Source organism: Sphingobium chungangianum (assembly GCF_977014255.1).
The window spans coordinates 1,249,217-1,264,762 of sequence record NZ_CDRNIV010000006.1 but is presented as its reverse complement, the minus strand read 5'-3'; the positions used below and the strand labels follow the sequence as shown (position 1 = coordinate 1,264,762).

Here is a 15,546-nt window from a genome sequence, read left to right as displayed (position 1 = left end):
GAGCGACTACGCCTGGACCCATTCTGCCGAAGAGATGCCCTGCGCATACAGAAGTACTGAGAGATCGCCATGGACGATCTCCGCAGCGGCTGCTTCCCGCGTTTTGGGCTTGGCATGATAGGCAACGCCAAGACCCGCGCCCTGAATCATAGGTATGTCGTTGGCGCCGTCACCCACCGCGAGCGTCAATGCCCGATCAATGCCTGCTTCGATCGCAGCTTCCAGTTCCGCACGCTTGCGCGAGGCATCGACGATCGGCAGCGTTACCGTGCCAACCAGCGCTCCATCAGCAATCTCAAGAACATTCGCCACCGCACGATCAAACCCGATTTCCTCGGCCACGGGTCCGGTGAAGCGGGTGAAACCGCCGGATACAAGGAGGGTTTCAGCCCCCCTCGCCTTCATTGTACGGACAAGTGCTCCCGCGCCCGGCATGATCCTCACGCGCTCTGTCCGGCATCGGTCGATCGCTTCATCGGCGAGGCCCTTGAGCAAGGCGACGCGCTCATGCAGCGCGCCTGCAAAATCGAGCTCGCCACGCATCGCTCGCTCGGTGATATCGGCGATCTGCGGCTTGATGCCCGCATAATCGGCGAGTTCGTCGATGCACTCGACCGTGATCATCGTGGAGTCCATGTCCGCGATCAGCAGCTTCTTCTCGCGACCCTCGGCAAGCTGAACGATGACATCGATCCTGTCGCCGATCCCGGTTAGCGCCGCCCGGGCCAACACAGCATCACCACCGAAGAAGATATCGGCAGCCTTGCCCTCATCCAGCCACTTGCTATCCACCGGCGCGCAGCCAGCCGTCGCCAGCCGAGCCACGGCATCTTCAATATCCCGCTGACTCAAGGCCGCACTTGCCACTAAGGTTGCGACGAACATGGACACTCCTGAAACATCTATGGGCGAATCCCGCCCCCGCGTCGCGCTTATTGCCGGGCCTACCGCCAGCGGCAAGAGCGCGCTGGCGTTCCGGCTGGCTCAAGCGGCCAATGGCGTCGTCATCAATGCCGACGCCAGCCAGGTATATGCCGATCTCCAGATCCTTTCCGCGCGCCCGAGTATGGAGGAAATGGGTGACATCCCGCACCGCCTTTTCGGCCATATCGACGGGGCGGAGGCCTGTACGGCTGCGCGCTGGGCGACGGAAGCACGCGAAGAGATCGGCAAGGCGCATGCGGAAGGACGCCTGCCCATCCTGGTCGGTGGCACGGGGCTTTACCTGCGCACATTGCTTGATGGTATCGCTCCGGTGCCGGACATCGATCCCGCCATTCGTTCCGCTGTCCGCGCCATGCCCGTTGCGGACGCCCATGCCGCATTGTCAATCGAGGACCCGGCAGCTGCCGCGCGGCTGGCGCCTACCGATAGCACAAGGGTAGCCCGTGCATTGGAAGTGGTGCGCTCGACAAGACAGCCGCTCGCCTATTGGCAGCAACGAAAGGTCGGAGGCATCGGCGAACAGATCCGCCTTTCACCACTCATTCTGCTGCCCCCGCGCGATTGGTTGATCGCACGTTGCGACCGACGCTTCGAGCAGATGGTAGAGGGTGGCGCCGTAGCCGAAGTAGAGGCCCTGCTCGCACGCAACCTCTCGCCCGATCTTCCTGTCATGCGCGCTATCGGTGTGCCTGAAATTGCGAGCTGGCTTGCCGGTGATATAGACCGCGAGATGATGCTGGAGCGCGGCCGGATTGCGACCCGGCAATATGCCAAACGCCAATATACCTGGTTTTCGCGGCAGCCCCCAGCCAGTTGGCTGAGGGAGACACGCCCTGTTGATGACAATTCAGCATCTAAAATCGTAATTAAATTACGTGAATAGCTATTGACTAGCCATTTTATGTCTAATAGAGGCACCCACCTTGCCTTCGCTCCTCATCTGGAGCAGAGGGCGCAACCTGCATCCAGTGGAAGGATTTCATCGTGGCCGAAAAGAGCGGCGCGGACATTTTGGTTGAGTGCCTGATCGACCTGGGGGTCGAGGTCGTGTTCGGTTATCCGGGCGGCGCGGTGCTACCCATTTATGACGCACTTTTCGATCATCCCAAGATCCGCCACGTCCTTGTCCGCCACGAACAGGGCGCGACCCATATGGCGGAAGGCTATGCACGTTCGACCGGTAAGCCCGGCGTCGTGCTCGTCACCTCCGGCCCCGGCGCCACCAATGCGGTCACCGGCATCACCGATGCGCTGATGGATTCCATCCCGATGGTCGTCATCACCGGGCAGGTCGGCACGCCGCTGATCGGCACTGACGCCTTCCAGGAAGCTGACACGGTCGGCATCACGCGCCATTGTTCAAAGCATAATTATCTGGTGAAGAAGCCCGCCAAGCTGGCGAGCGTCATCCACGAAGCCTTTCATATCGCCACCACGGGCCGCCCCGGCCCGGTTGTCGTCGATATTCCCAAGGACGTGCAGGTCGCCACCGCGCCCTATTCCCGTCCGCTTGGCTTTGAGCATGCCAGTTACAAGCCGCAAACCAAGGCGGATGCGTCTGCAATCGCTCAGGCCGTCGAAATGCTGGCCAAGGCAGAGCGGCCGGTCTTCTACACTGGCGGCGGGGTCATCAATTCAGGTCCCAAGGCTTCGATTTTACTGCGTGAGCTGGCGGAGCTGACTGGTGCACCTGTCACCTCGACCTTGATGGGTCTCGGCGCCTTCCCCGCTTCCTCGCCGCAATGGCTGGGCATGCTGGGCATGCACGGCACTTATGAAGCCAATTGGGCGATGAACAAGGCGGACCTGATCGTCTGCATCGGTGCGCGATTTGACGATCGCGTCACCGGCCGTCTCGATGCCTTTGCGCCGAACAGCAAGAAGATCCACATCGACATCGACCGCAGCTCGATCAACAAGACGGTCGAGATCGATCTTCCGGTTATTGCTGACGTCGGCAACGCGCTGACGGACATGATCGCTGCGTGGAAAACCCATGGTCACAAGGCTGTGAACCTCAGCGAGTGGTGGGCCAGGATCGAAGGCTGGCGCGCGCGCAACAGCCTGGCCTATCCGGAGAGCCGCGAAGAGATCATGCCGCAGGAGGCGATCGCGGAGCTCTACCGGGCTTCCAAGTCTGCCAATGACGTCATCATCACGACCGAAGTCGGCCAGCACCAGATGTGGGCTGCGCAGCATTTCGGTTTTGAAGAACCGAACAAGTGGCTGACCTCAGGCGGTCTCGGCACCATGGGCTATGGCTTCCCTGCCGCGATCGGCGCGCAGGTCGGCAATCCCGACAGCCTGGTCGTCTGCGTCGCGGGTGATGCCTCGATCCAGATGAACATTCAGGAGATGGGAACCGCGAGCCAATATCGGCTGCCCGTCAAGGTGCTGATCCTCAATAACGAATATATGGGCATGGTTCGCCAGTGGCAGGAACTGACCTATGAAAGCCGTTATTCCAACAGCTATTCGGACAGCCTGCCGGACTTCGTGAAGCTGGCCGAAGCTTATGGTTGGACCGGCATCCGCATCGAAGAGCCGCAGGAGCTGGCGGCAGGCATTCGTCAGATGATCGACACACCCGGCCCTGTCATCGTGGACTGCCGCGTGGCGAAGCTTTCCAACTGCTTCCCGATGATCCCGTCGGGCGCGGCGCATACCGACATGCTGCTCGACCCCAGCCAGGTCGCTGGTATCATGTCGGACGAGGCAAAGGCTTTGGTGTGAGGGTTATGGCGTGACTGGGCATCTGAAGCTCCGCATCCATGTGAGCGAACCCTTTGACTTCGAACGGATAAGCGGCACGGCCGAGCTGAAAGGCTGGACCGTGGATCATAGCGATCCGGAGAATGAAGATTGGGAAGTTCATCTGGATGAGGGCTTCGATTTTCACGAACGCCGGATAGGCCGCCTGTTGATCAGCCCGCGCTATGTGGGTGAACATCTGAGCCGCATGTTCGATGCGATAGCCGGATTTCCGGTTCGCATCGCTCATCGCGACGATGGCAGCTGGCACTACGCCTTTACTGGCATGATTTCCGAGCGCCATGAGCGCGAAAAAGAACCGGACAACGGGACAAGCATCTGATGCACATTCAGGAAGAATATAGCGAGCGGCACGTCCTGTCGCTGACGGTCACCAACGAGGCGGGTATCCTTGCTCGCATCGCGGGGCTTTTCACCGCGCGCGGATATAATATCGACAGCTTGACGGTGGCGGACATCACGCATGATCATGCGATCAGCCGCATCACAATCGTCACCAACGGCCCACCCAAGGTGATCGACCAGATTATCGCCCAGCTGGATCGGTTGGTGCCCGTTCACAAGGTGACGGACCTGACCGCCAACGGCCCCTTCGTCGAGCGTGAACTGGCGCTGGTGAAGGTCACCGGCACCGGCGAAGACCGGATCGAGGCGCTGCGCCTTGCCGACGTGTTCCGAGCCAAGGTGGTGGATACGACGATCGAAAGCTTCATCTTCGAGATCACCGGCACGACTGACAAGATCGACAATTTCGTGGGCCTGATGCGTCAGATCGGCCTGGTCGAAGTCGGCCGCACCGGCGTCGTCGGCCTGATCCGCGGCAAGGAGCCGAACTGAACTGAATATCCTCTCTCCTTCAGGGGAGAGGAAGCGAGACTTGGTGGCTTTGCCGCCTAGTCGCAGCTGGAGAGGGGCAGCGCCCTCACTGTGGCGAAAAGCCCCTCTCCAACTTCATCTAGGCCCGGCTTCGCCGAGCCGAGATTTCGTATCCTCTCCCCGTGCCGGGGCGAGGACAATGGCACGGTTGAGGGAATTGGAAACATGAAGGTTTATTACGATCGCGACGCCGACATCGGCCTCATCAAGGGCAAGAAGGTCGCCATCCTCGGCTACGGCTCGCAGGGTCACGCCCACGCCCAGAACCTGCGCGACAGCGGCGTTGCCGAAGTCGCCATTGCGCTCCGCCCCGGCTCGGCGAGCGCCAAGAAGGCGGAAGGCGCAGGCTTTAAAGTCCTGCCGAACGCCGAAGCCGCCGCATGGGCCGACGTCCTCATGATCCTCGCCCCCGACGAGCATCAGGCCGCCATCTACGCCGACGACATTCACGCCAACCTGAAGCCCGGCGCCGCGCTCGCCTTCGCCCACGGCCTCAATGTGCATTTCGGCCTGATCGAACCGCGCAAGGACGTGGACGTGATCATGATCGCGCCCAAGGGCCCCGGCCACACCGTCCGCAGCGAATATCAGCGCGGCGGCGGCGTCCCCTGCCTGATCGCCATCGCGCAGGACGCGACCGGCAACGCCCATGACATCGCCCTGTCCTACGCCAGCGGCGTCGGCGGCGGCCGTTCGGGCATCATCGAAACCAACTTCCGCGAAGAGTGCGAAACCGACCTGTTCGGCGAGCAGGCCGTGCTGTGCGGCGGCGCGACCGCGCTGGTCCAGGCGGGCTTCGAAACGCTGGTGGAAGCTGGCTACGCGCCGGAAATGGCCTATTTCGAGTGCCTCCACGAACTGAAGCTGATCGTCGATCTGATGTATGAAGGCGGCATCGCCAACATGCGCTATTCGATCTCGAACACCGCCGAATATGGCGACATCAAGACCGGCCCGCGCATCATCACCGAAGAAACGAAGAAGGAAATGAAGCGCGTCCTCGCCGACATCCAGTCGGGCCGCTTCGTGAAGGACTTCGTGCTCGACAATCGCGCCGGCCAGCCTGAACTGAAGGCCAGCCGCATCGCCGCCCAGCGTCACCCGATCGAGGAAACCGGCGCGAAGCTGCGCGCCATGATGCCCTGGATCGGCGCGAACAAGCTGGTGGACAAGGAAAAGAACTGAAGCTCCAGCTTCGTCACCCCAGCGAAAGCTGGGGTCTCGGGCCTCGTTGCGCGCCTTCTGCTGAGATCCCAGCTTGCGCTGGGATGACGGAACAGGCGCGAAGCCCAGAATTTCAATCCGGTAACTCTCCGTTTCCGGCTACGCCTCTGGAACAATCAAGGGACGCCGCTATGGTAGCGCGTCCCTTGACCGCTTCTGGAGAACCCATCCATGCGCAAATTCCTGATTTCCGCCGCTGCCCTTGCCGCCCTGACCGGCGGCGCCGTCATCGCCCAGCAGATGCCCGCCGCGCCCGGCGCAAGGGACCCGGCCCGCGTAACCGGCGGCACCTATCAGGTTGATCCGGGTCACACCCAGGTCGCCTTCGCCTATGACCATATGGGCTTCTCCAACAATTTCGGCATCATCTCTGGCCCGGTCGGCACATTGGCTCTGGACCCCAAAAATGTGGCCGCTGCCAAGGTCTCGATCGAAGTCCCCATCGCCAATGTCCGCACCGGCATCACCGCGCTGGACGAACATCTGATGAAGGCAGACTTTTTCGATGCCGCCAAATTTCCAAAGGCGACATTCGTCTCCACGAGCGTGAAGCCCGATGGCGCGACCAGCGCAGAAATCACCGGAAATCTTACGATCAAGGGTGTCACCAAGCCGGTGACGCTCGATGCTGACTTCTACGGCGCGGGCAAGGCTCCGGCCATGGCAGGCGGCAAGGAAAATATAGGGTTCGTCGCGACCACAACGGTCAAACGGAGCGACTTCAATATGGGTTACGGCGTCCCGATGGTCGGCGATAATGTGGAACTGAAGATCGTCGCCGCTTTTCAGAAGTAAGCTGTCAGGTCCGGGTGATGAGCCGTCATCACCCGGGCCGTTCCCGGAATAATCCTATCCGACTTGGGACCGGCGTAGCCGCCCCGCGTGACTATGGGCTTTAGCCGGTCGGCATTGTTCCCGGCCGTATATATGGGAACATATGCGCGATATAATCCGCCTTGCCCAACTCTACCCCCTGGTTGCGCAAGATTGCGTAGGCGGTCATGACGTGGAAGTAGAATTGGGGCAACGTCCAGTCGCGAGCATATTGCTCGGCCGTGAGGTCGAAAATGATGCCCATCGGCAATGCATGCTCAATCGGGCTTTGCGGGTCGGTATCAAGCGCATCGGGAGCGAGATCGTCCAACAGGGCGAGCGTTTCTTCAATTCTGGCCTTTGCGCTGGCGATCGAGCCGGGATTTTCCTCCGCGTTCCGGCCCTCGTCCAGAAGAGCCTGGATCGATAAGGGAAACGCCTCTCCCTTTAGCCGAAACACGCCTTCCCCAGCTTGCACACAAGCGAACCGGATTTGGGTGGACAGCGGAAACATATCGGGAGCAAGCCGCGCGGACAGAAGCGCGTTGGCCGCATCGCCCCCCATTTGCCTTTCAGCCTTGTCGAGCCAGCCAGAGAGGGTTTTCAGCATCTGGCTGTAGGTCGGTATAAGGAGGTTGGTCAGGGACATGAGGGCCTCGCGATGGGATGGATCATTGTGATGAAGAGGTAAATGAACCTTCTTCCAAACGCCTTCCACAACAAAAGCTGGACGCGGAGCCACGAAAACGGTTAAGGCAGGTACATCATGCAGCGCGCGCTTCTTCCCCTGCTACGACTTACACGCCCTTAGGCGTGGCTTTTCTGCTGCTCTTCGCTTGAATGACGCAGCAATCCGCCTAAGGGCATATCCAAGCAGATAGTCGTTCCACCGGGCAGGCCGCGCCTTTGTTTCAAATAGGGGCCGCCCGTTTGCAAAGAAGTAGCTTCCCATGATGCTGACCGACCCTTCGCAGAAATACCGTCCCTTCCCGCAAGTGGACCTGCCCAACCGCCGGTGGCCGAGCGCCGTCATCACCTCGCCCCCGCGCTGGCTCTCGACCGACATGCGCGACGGCAATCAGTCGCTGATCGACCCGATGAACGCGGAAAAGAAGCGCCGCTTCTTCGACTTGCTGGTCCGGGTCGGCGTCAAGGAGATCGAGGTCGGCTTTCCCTCGGCGGGCGCGACCGAGTTCGACTTCATCTCCGGCCTGGTCCGCGACGGCGCGATCCCCGATGACGTGTTCCCGCAGGTGCTGACGCAGGCCCGCGATGACCTGATCGCCACGACCTTCGAATCCCTGCGCGGTGCGAAGCAGGCGATCGTCCACGTCTATAACGCCGTGTCACCCGCCTGGCGTAACATCGTGTTCCAGATGGACCGGCCGCAGATTAAGGATATCGCGATCAACGCGGCCAAGCTGCTGCGCGACAATGCAGCGAAGCAGCCGAACACCGACTGGCATTTCGAATATTCGCCCGAAACCTTCTCAACCGCCGAGCTGGATTTCAGCCTGGAATGCTGTGAAGCGGTGATGGAGATTCTCCAGCCCACGGCGGATCGTCCGCTGATCCTGAACCTGCCCGCCACGGTCGAGGCTGCGACGCCCAACATCTATGCCGACCAGATTGAATGGATCTGCCGCAACATTTCGAAGCGCGATAGCGTGGTGATCTCGCTGCACACCCATAATGACCGCGGCACCGGCGTCGCTGCGGCCGAGCTGGGCCTGATGGCGGGCGCGGACCGCGTCGAAGGCTGTCTGTTCGGCAATGGCGAGCGGACCGGCAACTGCGACCTCGTGACCGTCGCGCTCAACATGTACACGCAGGGCGTCAATCCGGGGCTCGATTTCTCGGATATCGACGAGGTCATCCAGACCGTCGAATATTGCAACCAGCTGCCGGTCCACCCGCGTCACCCCTATGCGGGCGAGCTGGTGTTCACCGCCTTTTCCGGCTCGCATCAGGATGCGATCAAGAAGGGCTTCGCCGTTCAGGAAACGCGCAACGACCGGATTTGGGACGTCCCCTATCTGCCGATCGATCCCAAGGATCTGGGCCGCGACTATGAAGCCGTGATCCGCGTCAACTCGCAGTCCGGCAAGGGCGGCGTCGCCTGGGTGCTCCAGCAGGACAAGGGGCTGAAGCTGCCCAAGCGCATGCAGGCCGACTTCTCCCGCGTCGTTCAGGCGCTGGCTGATCAGACCAGCCGCGAGCTGAACGCAGCCGATATCTGGGCCGCCTTCGAAGATCATTACCGCCTCTCCGGTGACCAACCCTACACGCTGATCGACTATAATGAGACCGGCCATGCGGGCGACCGCATCTTCACCGGCAAGATCGCGCATAAGGGCGGCGAACGCTCCATTTCCGGGCGTGGCAACGGCCTCATCTCCTCGGTGCTGGCGGCGCTGCGCGATGACCTCGGCGTCGATCTGGATGTCGCCGACTATAGCGAACATGCAATCGGGGCTGGGACCGACGTCGCCGCCGCCGCCTACGTCGAATGCCGCACGCCCAATGGCCGCACGGTCTTCGGCATCGGCACCGATACGGACATCGCGACCGCCTCGGTTCAGGCTGTATTGTCGGCCGCGAACAGTGTTGCAGCGGGCTGATCGATAGAATGCAGGCAGCGGCTCGCCGCCGCGAGCGCTGCCTGCGACAGGTTTAAGATTTATGCTCGGCGGCGCTCAAATCGACCTCCGCGTGACAAACGGCTTCCACGTTGATGCCGTCAGGGTCCAGGATGAAGGCAGCGTAATAGCTTGGCCCGTAATGCGGCCTGAGCCCCGGCGCGCCATGGTCCCGCCCACCGGCACGCAGGCCCGCTGCGTGAAAGGCATGAACCTGCGCCCGGTTTTCGACGCGAAAGGCGACATGGGTGCCCTCACCCACCCTTTCATTGTCGCCGATCCAGAAGAAGGCGTCGTCCCGGCCATAGCCGTGCGTCTCACCGCCGCGCTCATTATCCGCCGCCGGGATGGTCACCAAACGCCGCAGCCCAATCGCGCCAAGCAGTTCGTCGTAAAAGTCGCGCGACCGTCCCGGGTCACTCACGGCGATGCCGATATGGTCGATCATTTTGCGCTCTCCTTTTGCCGCCAATTGACCTAAACGCCAGCCACCAACGCATGGACGGACAAATGGACGAAGCGACAGATCATCGGGTGCATATTATCGGTGGCGGGCTGGCCGGGTCGGAAGCGGCCTGGCAGTTGGCGCAGGCTGGTGTGAAGGTGCGCCTGTCGGAAATGCGGGGGGCTGGCGACATGACCCCGGCGCACCAGACGGACGGCCTTGCCGAACTGGTCTGCTCCAACAGTTTCCGGTCGGACGATGCGGACAAAAACGCCGTCGGCCTGCTCCATCAGGAAATGCGACGGCTGGATTCGCTCATCATGGCGCAGGCCGAACCCGCAAAGGTCCCCGCCGGATCGGCCCTGGCCGTCGACCGAAACGTGTTTTCCGATGGCGTCACCCGCGCCCTGTCCGATCATCCCAATGTTGAGATCGTGCGGGAGCGCATCGATCAGTTGCCTCGCGAAGGGATGACCATCGTCGCCACCGGGCCGCTGACCGCACCAGCGCTCGCGGAGAGTATAGGCTCCGCTGCGGGCATGGATCATCTTGCGTTCTTCGACGCGATTGCGCCAGTGGTACATTTCGACAGCATCGATATGAACAAATGCTGGATGGCCAACCGCTGGGACAAAATCGGCCCCGGCGGTGGCGAGGGCAAGGATTATATCAACTGCCCGATGACGAAGGACCAATATCAGGTATTTGTGCAGGGGCTGCTCGACGGCGAAAAAACTGAGTTCAAGGAGTGGGAAACGAACACGCCCTATTTCGAAGGCTGCATGCCGATCGAGGTGATGGCGTCCCGAGGCCCCGAAACGTTGCGGCACGGCCCGATGAAGCCAATGGGGCTAGACGATCCGCGCACCGGCCGCTGGCCCTATGCCGTCGTCCAACTGAGGCAGGACAATGCGTCGGGCACGCTGTGGAACATGGTTGGGTTCCAGACAAAGCTCAAGCATGGTGCGCAGGTTGACCTGTTCCGCACCATTCCCGGACTAGAGAAGGCCGAGTTTGCGCGACTGGGCGGGCTACACCGCAACACCTTCATCCAGAGCCCCAAACTGCTGGACGCAACCCTGCGCCTGAAAAACGCGCCGCACATCCGCTTCGCTGGTCAGATGACCGGGTGCGAAGGATATGTGGAAAGTGCGGCCATAGGCCTGCTGGCCGGCCGTTTCGCCGCTGCCGAACTGCTTGGCCAGCACATGCCCCCGCCGCCTGGGGATACGGCCCTTGGGGCATTGCTGGGTCACGTCACGGGCAATATCGCGACGGCGGACTATCAGCCGATGAACGTGAATTTCGGGCTTTTCCCGACGCTGGACGATGTGAAGAAGAAACAACGCAAGGAGGCTTATACTGCTCGCGCCCGTGCTTCCTTGTCGCAGTGGTTTAGTCAGTTTGAAATGAACTAAGCGCCCTCTTGTTCAGCAACGGCATTTCGGTTTCGCCGTTCGCTTGGGCGCGGTCGTTGCAAATTCAGCAGGGGTCAGCTTCCCGTCCGCATTAGCGTCAGCGCTGGCAAACCGATCCGATGTGGCGACTGCCCATTCCTCGAAGGAAAGGAGGTTGTCCTTGTCCTTGTCGAGCGCCTTGAACGCTTTGACCCGGCTGCCCAGCATCTCGATCCGGGTGATAAAGCCGTCACGGTTCCGATCATAGCGGCCGAAGCGCTTTTGCTCGCGGCTTTGCGGACTAGCCTCTCCGGGTGAGGGAGGTGCCTTGCCAACGGCGTCGGGATTTCCCTCTGGCAATGCGTCTATCGCAGGCGGCGGCGGTGGAGCGATTATGGCCTCCGGCGCAGCGCTGCTGGCCGCGCGCCCTTGCCACCAGAAAAGCCCTGCCGCCACAAGAAGCAGCGCAGCCCCGGCGCCAGCCATGATACGTCCCACGAAATTCCCCCTCAACGCGCACTAAACGCGACGCGCAATAGCCGAAGATATAGGCCGGGAGTCAACCGGTTAGGAGCGGCCTTACCCCGCCTGATGTCCCCTTGCGCCAAGCCATAGGCAATCCGCATTGGCCGCCATGATACGGGCCAGAGCGGATCGCATGAAAAAAGCTTGTGCCGAGCAAGATTGATCGCCTTGGCGGCGAGATTAGGGCTGCTGACATGGCCTGAAAAATCCCACAGTGCCCATGCGGCCCCTGCCTGGATCAGCCAATCCGGGACTTCTGCTTCACCCGTGAGCGATTGGAACAGCCCTCCCCCTCTTCCGATCGCATAAGCATCCAGATCATCGTCGGCGATGAGCGCTTCCCAGCCATCAAGCCATGCTGTCAAGCCTGCCGGTGGAGCTTCGCCAGCCGCGCGCAACGCATCGACCAGCGGATCACCCCTGCCCTTCATGCCCACTGCATCGGTCAACGCTTCCTGCCACCATGCAAGCCGCAACTGACCGATCATCGCTTCTGTCGTGGTAGCCACGACACGACCAAGACGTGCGTCCAAAGCCCATAGCAAGCGGTGGCGCGGGTTGTCGCGCCCCGCATAGGAGCTAAGTAATGCAGCTAATACCGAGGGCCGATCTTCTGCCTGGTCATTCATGAAGCATATACCGGCCGCTAGAGTTTATCGGCATTTTAATCAGTTCTCGAATATGGATACTTCATCATTTCAAGCAGCACGTCACCCGGTCGGGTGGGCCGATGAGCATGGGGGGAGGTAATATGAGGGACAGAATTAAGCGCACGCTGTTCATTTTAATGCGGCTTTATCACAACCAGGCAGGGAACGCGCTGCCGATTGTGGCTGCTGCAACGATACCGTTTGCGGCGATCACTGGCGTGCTGTTGATCTCAGCCGGGGGTATCTAGGCAATCATGTGCGACTGACTATCGGCCTAATCAATATTCGTAAGGGATCGATTTTCTGTAGAAGGGAGAGGAGCGGCCCGATGCCGCTCCTCTCGCCCTTCATCGATAACATACCTTCTTAACAGCAGCGATCACCCGAGCCGCGTCGATAAGCGCGGCCTTTTCGAGGTTCGCAGCGTAGGGCAGCGGCACGTCTTCGTTCGTCACGCGTAGTACCGGGGCGTCCAAGTCGTCGAAGCCCTGTTCCATCACGACCGCCGCGATTTCGGAGGCGATGGAACAGACAGGCCAGCCTTCCTCGACCACCACGATGCGGTTGGTCTTTTTCAGGCTTTCCAGCACCGTTGCCGTATCGAGCGGGCGGAGGGTACGCAGGTCGATGACTTCGGCATCGACACCGTCTGCCGCCAGTTGTTCGGCAGCTTCCAGCGCGATGCCCACGCCGATCGAGTAGCTGACCAACGTCACGTCCTTGCCGGCGCGCATGATGCGGGCCTTGCCGATCGGCAAAACATAATCATCGACCTTGGGCACATCGAAGCTGCGGCCGTAAACGAGCTCGTTTTCAAGGAAGACGACCGGATCTTCTGATCGGATCGCTGCTTTCAACAAGCCCTTGGCATCGGCAGCGTCATAGGGAGCGATGACGATCAGGCCAGGGACAGCCGCATACCAGGGACCATAATTCTGGCTGTGCTGGGCGCCCACACGGCTCGCGGCACCATTGGGGCCACGGAACACGATCGGACAGCGCATCTGCCCACCGGACATGTAATTGGTTTTGGCCGCCGAGTTGATGATGTGGTCGATCGCCTGCATGGCGAAGTTGAACGTCATGAACTCGACCACGGGGCGCAGACCGCCCATTGCTGCGCCAGCACCAATGCCTGCAAAGCCATATTCCGTGATCGGGGTATCGATAACCCGTCGGTCGCCAAATTCTTCGAGAAGGCCCTGCGTGACCTTGTAGGCGCCCTGATATTCGGCGACTTCTTCGCCCATCACGAAAACGCGCTCATCGCGGCGCATTTCTTCGGCCATGGCGTCGCGGAGAGCTTCGCGAACCGTGGTTTTCACATATTCGGTGCCTTCCGGAAGAGCGGGGTCGGCAACGCTGGCCTTCGCTTCCGAGGCAAGCTTGGCTGTACCGCTTTCCGCCTTCTTCGGTGCTTCGGGAGCAGCTTCGGCCTTTGCCGGGGGCGCACTCGCCTCAGCCTTGGGAGCAGCAACTTCACCGCCCTCGCCCGCCATCGTGGCGATGACAGTGCCCACCTTCACCCCTTCGGTGCCTTCAGGAATGACGATCGCGCCGATCTTTCCTTCATCGACCGCTTCAAATTCCATGGTCGCCTTGTCCGTTTCGATTTCGGCAAGAATGTCGCCAGAACGGACTTCGTCGCCTTCCTTCACAAGCCATTTGGCCAGCGTGCCTTCCTCCATCGTGGGAGAGAGCGCCGGCATCTTGATTTCGATACCCATTAATATTGCTCCACCAGCACGTCGGTATAGAGTTCGGACATATCCGGTTCGGGCGACGTTTCGGCGAAGTCCGCCGCGTCGCTCACGACCTTGCGAATGTCCTGATCGATCTTCTTGAGTTCGTCTTCACTCACCCCGGCGTCGGTCAGATATTTCTTTGCGCCCTCGATCGGGTCAGATTTGTCCCGCATCGCCTGCACTTCCTCGCGCGAGCGATATTTGGCGGGGTCGGACATGGAGTGGCCGCGATAGCGATAGGTCTTCATCTCAAGCAGGATCGGGCCATTGCCCCCCTGCACCCATTTGAGCGCTTCTTCCGTGGCACCGCGCACAGCGAGCACATCCATGCCGTTGACCTGGATACCCGGAATGCGGAAGCTTTCGCCACGGCGATAGAGTTGATCTTCCGCCGAGGAGCGATTGACGCTCGTGCCCATGGCGTACTGGTTGTTCTCGATCACGAAGATGATCGGCAGCTTCCACAGCTCGGCCATGTTGAAGCTCTCGTAGACCTGCCCTGGTTGGCAGCACCGTCGCCGAAATAGGCCACGCAGACGCCGCCGTCGTTGTTATATTTATGCGCAAAGCCGAGGCCCGCCCCCAGCGAGACCTGAGCGCCCACGATGCCATGGCCGCCGAAAAATTTATGTTCGACGCTGAACATGTGCATCGAACCGCCCTTGCCGCGCGAAATGCCAGCTTCACGGCCCGTCAGTTCAGCCATGATAACATTGGGATCAATCCCATAGGCGAGCATATGGCCGTGGTCGCGATAGCCGGTGATAACGCTGTCTTTACCAGGCTTGAGCGCGGATTGGATGCCGACAGCTACAGCTTCCTGGCCTATATAGAGGTGACAAAAGCCGCCGATCAGGCCCAGGCCGTAAAGCTGGCCCGCCTTTTCCTCGAAGCGGCGGATGAGGACCATCTGCCGATAGAATTCCAGCAACTCTTCCTTCGTGGCCTTGTAATCCGAAGGAGTTTCGGGGCGAGGCCGGTTGTGATCCGCGCTGGCAGGGCTTTGTGCCTTTGCCTTTGCACGCGAAGGACGCGGCGTCGTTGGTTTCGCCAAGGCTCTTATCCTTTTGCCTGGTGATGGATGGAAGGAAGCCCGATATAGCGGCAGACCGGCCCGGATTGCAACGCCACAGCCCGCCTAATAACGCCATGCGACGTGGTGGCTCAGTTGAGCGGCACGATGACTTCGTCGTGGTGGATCACGCCGAGTTGGCGACGGATCAATTCGTCACTCAGGTCTGGGTCGACGCGGCGCGGGTTGAGCAGGTCAACGCGGTTGTGAAGCTCGTTCCGCTGCGCCTCAACCGACTTAAGCTCGGCCTGCGAACGGTGTAGCTGGCGGGTATAATCGCCCCACGCAAGAACGCCATTTGAACCAAGCACGACATATCCGGCAAAGAACAGCAACAGCAGCACCGCAATAGCAGGCCCGAAAGCCGAAAATAACAACATGCGGAGCTTCGCGATGTGCGCCATGGAACAGTTGAATCACAGGCCAGAGCCGGCCGCAAGCAA

At 60.8% G+C, this 15,546-nt stretch carries 15 protein-coding genes and 1 pseudogene; 8 read left to right on the top strand and 8 right to left on the bottom strand.

Annotated elements, in window-relative coordinates:
* Positions 1 to 6 precede the first annotated feature (6 nt).
* Positions 7 to 885 (bottom strand): phosphoserine phosphatase SerB, encoded by an 879-nt coding sequence (gene serB / locus ACWNC0_RS13350; RefSeq protein WP_449472193.1) that lies wholly within the window; start codon positions 883 to 885, stop codon positions 7 to 9.
* Between serB and miaA the strand changes: the two genes are divergently transcribed.
* The 6 genes from miaA to ACWNC0_RS13320 all read left to right on the top strand — a co-directional run bounded on the left by miaA (position 884) and on the right by ACWNC0_RS13320 (position 6,612).
* Positions 884 to 1,828: a tRNA (adenosine(37)-N6)-dimethylallyltransferase MiaA gene (gene miaA / locus ACWNC0_RS13345; protein ID WP_449472191.1), complete on the top strand. Its 945-nt coding sequence runs from the start codon at positions 884 to 886 to the stop codon at positions 1,826 to 1,828. The two genes, serB and miaA, sit on opposite strands and share 2 nt — an antisense overlap.
* A gap of 101 nt (positions 1,829 to 1,929) precedes the next feature.
* The gene (locus ACWNC0_RS13340) at positions 1,930 to 3,678 is read left to right on the top strand and encodes an acetolactate synthase 3 large subunit (RefSeq protein WP_449472189.1); all 1,749 of its coding nucleotides are present in this window, start codon (positions 1,930 to 1,932) and stop codon (positions 3,676 to 3,678) included.
* Positions 3,679 to 3,688: 10 nt separating this feature from the next.
* On the top strand, positions 3,689 to 4,039 hold the full coding sequence (locus tag ACWNC0_RS13335) for a hypothetical protein (protein ID WP_449472188.1): 351 nt from the start codon (positions 3,689 to 3,691) through the stop codon (positions 4,037 to 4,039).
* Complete coding sequence (ilvN, locus tag ACWNC0_RS13330) at positions 4,039 to 4,554, top strand: acetolactate synthase small subunit (RefSeq protein ID WP_449472186.1); 516 nt, start codon at positions 4,039 to 4,041, stop codon at positions 4,552 to 4,554. The genes ACWNC0_RS13335 and ilvN overlap by 1 nt, the downstream gene beginning before the upstream one ends.
* A gap of 204 nt (positions 4,555 to 4,758) precedes the next feature.
* The gene (gene ilvC, locus ACWNC0_RS13325) at positions 4,759 to 5,778 is read left to right on the top strand and encodes a ketol-acid reductoisomerase (protein WP_449472185.1); all 1,020 of its coding nucleotides are present in this window, start codon (positions 4,759 to 4,761) and stop codon (positions 5,776 to 5,778) included.
* Between the two features lie 210 nt (positions 5,779 to 5,988).
* The gene (locus ACWNC0_RS13320; RefSeq protein ID WP_449472183.1) at positions 5,989 to 6,612 is read left to right on the top strand and encodes a YceI family protein; all 624 of its coding nucleotides are present in this window, start codon (positions 5,989 to 5,991) and stop codon (positions 6,610 to 6,612) included.
* 100 nt (positions 6,613 to 6,712) lie between these two features.
* Here ACWNC0_RS13320 and ACWNC0_RS13315 read toward each other — a convergent pair whose 3' ends face one another.
* Positions 6,713 to 7,279 carry a DUF1993 domain-containing protein gene (locus tag ACWNC0_RS13315; protein ID WP_449472181.1) on the bottom strand — a complete coding sequence of 189 codons (567 nt, stop codon included), beginning with the start codon at positions 7,277 to 7,279 and terminating at the stop codon, positions 6,713 to 6,715.
* Positions 7,280 to 7,580: 301 nt separating this feature from the next.
* Between ACWNC0_RS13315 and leuA the strand changes: the two genes are divergently transcribed.
* Entirely contained in the window at positions 7,581 to 9,251 is a 1,671-nt protein-coding gene (gene leuA, locus ACWNC0_RS13310) for a 2-isopropylmalate synthase (protein ID WP_449472180.1), read from the top strand.
* 52 nt (positions 9,252 to 9,303) lie between these two features.
* On the opposite strand, the gene ACWNC0_RS13305 is transcribed toward leuA, so the two are convergent.
* Complete coding sequence (locus ACWNC0_RS13305) at positions 9,304 to 9,717, bottom strand: VOC family protein (RefSeq protein WP_449472178.1); 414 nt, start codon at positions 9,715 to 9,717, stop codon at positions 9,304 to 9,306.
* Between the two features lie 62 nt (positions 9,718 to 9,779).
* Here ACWNC0_RS13305 and trmFO point away from each other — a divergent pair, with 62 nt between their 5' ends.
* Entirely contained in the window at positions 9,780 to 11,132 is a 1,353-nt protein-coding gene (gene trmFO, locus ACWNC0_RS13300; RefSeq protein ID WP_449472176.1) for a methylenetetrahydrofolate--tRNA-(uracil(54)-C(5))-methyltransferase (FADH(2)-oxidizing) TrmFO, read from the top strand.
* A gap of 12 nt (positions 11,133 to 11,144) precedes the next feature.
* Here trmFO and ACWNC0_RS13295 read toward each other — a convergent pair whose 3' ends face one another.
* The 5 genes and pseudogenes from ACWNC0_RS13295 to ACWNC0_RS13275 all read right to left on the bottom strand — a co-directional run bounded on the left by ACWNC0_RS13295 (position 11,145) and on the right by ACWNC0_RS13275 (position 15,507).
* A complete protein-coding gene (locus ACWNC0_RS13295) occupies positions 11,145 to 11,609 on the bottom strand; it encodes an EF-hand domain-containing protein (protein WP_449472174.1) in 465 nt (154 codons plus the stop codon).
* A gap of 11 nt (positions 11,610 to 11,620) precedes the next feature.
* Complete coding sequence (locus ACWNC0_RS13290) at positions 11,621 to 12,145, bottom strand: hypothetical protein (protein WP_449472173.1); 525 nt, start codon at positions 12,143 to 12,145, stop codon at positions 11,621 to 11,623.
* A gap of 488 nt (positions 12,146 to 12,633) precedes the next feature.
* The gene (locus ACWNC0_RS13285) at positions 12,634 to 14,013 is read right to left on the bottom strand and encodes a pyruvate dehydrogenase complex E1 component subunit beta (protein WP_449472171.1); all 1,380 of its coding nucleotides are present in this window, start codon (positions 14,011 to 14,013) and stop codon (positions 12,634 to 12,636) included.
* A pseudogene (pdhA, locus tag ACWNC0_RS13280) lies at positions 14,013 to 15,085 on the bottom strand (pyruvate dehydrogenase (acetyl-transferring) E1 component subunit alpha). Before pdhA ends, ACWNC0_RS13285 begins: the two are co-directional and overlap by 1 nt.
* Positions 15,086 to 15,195: 110 nt before the next feature.
* Positions 15,196 to 15,507: an FtsB family cell division protein gene (locus ACWNC0_RS13275; RefSeq protein ID WP_449472169.1), complete on the bottom strand. Its 312-nt coding sequence runs from the start codon at positions 15,505 to 15,507 to the stop codon at positions 15,196 to 15,198.
* Between the last annotated feature and the right edge of the window lie 39 nt (positions 15,508 to 15,546).

Excerpts from the sequence above, each read along its gene's own strand:
- ACWNC0_RS13285 (WP_449472171.1), bottom strand. The coding sequence starts at position 14,013 with ATGGGTATCGAAATCAAGATGCCGGCGCTCTCTCCCACGATGGAGGAA.
- miaA (WP_449472191.1), top strand. The coding sequence starts at position 884 with ATGGACACTCCTGAAACATCTATGGGCGAATCCCGCCCCCGCGTCGCG.
- serB (WP_449472193.1), bottom strand. The coding sequence starts at position 885 with ATGTTCGTCGCAACCTTAGTGGCAAGTGCGGCCTTGAGTCAGCGGGAT.
- ilvC (WP_449472185.1), top strand. The coding sequence starts at position 4,759 with ATGAAGGTTTATTACGATCGCGACGCCGACATCGGCCTCATCAAGGGC.
- ACWNC0_RS13315 (WP_449472181.1), bottom strand. The coding sequence starts at position 7,279 with ATGTCCCTGACCAACCTCCTTATACCGACCTACAGCCAGATGCTGAAA.
- trmFO (WP_449472176.1), top strand. The coding sequence starts at position 9,780 with ATGGACGAAGCGACAGATCATCGGGTGCATATTATCGGTGGCGGGCTG.
- ilvN (WP_449472186.1), top strand. The coding sequence starts at position 4,039 with ATGCACATTCAGGAAGAATATAGCGAGCGGCACGTCCTGTCGCTGACG.
- leuA (WP_449472180.1), top strand. The coding sequence starts at position 7,581 with ATGATGCTGACCGACCCTTCGCAGAAATACCGTCCCTTCCCGCAAGTG.
- ACWNC0_RS13305 (WP_449472178.1), bottom strand. The coding sequence starts at position 9,717 with ATGATCGACCATATCGGCATCGCCGTGAGTGACCCGGGACGGTCGCGC.
- ACWNC0_RS13320 (WP_449472183.1), top strand. The coding sequence starts at position 5,989 with ATGCGCAAATTCCTGATTTCCGCCGCTGCCCTTGCCGCCCTGACCGGC.
- ACWNC0_RS13275 (WP_449472169.1), bottom strand. The coding sequence starts at position 15,507 with ATGGCGCACATCGCGAAGCTCCGCATGTTGTTATTTTCGGCTTTCGGG.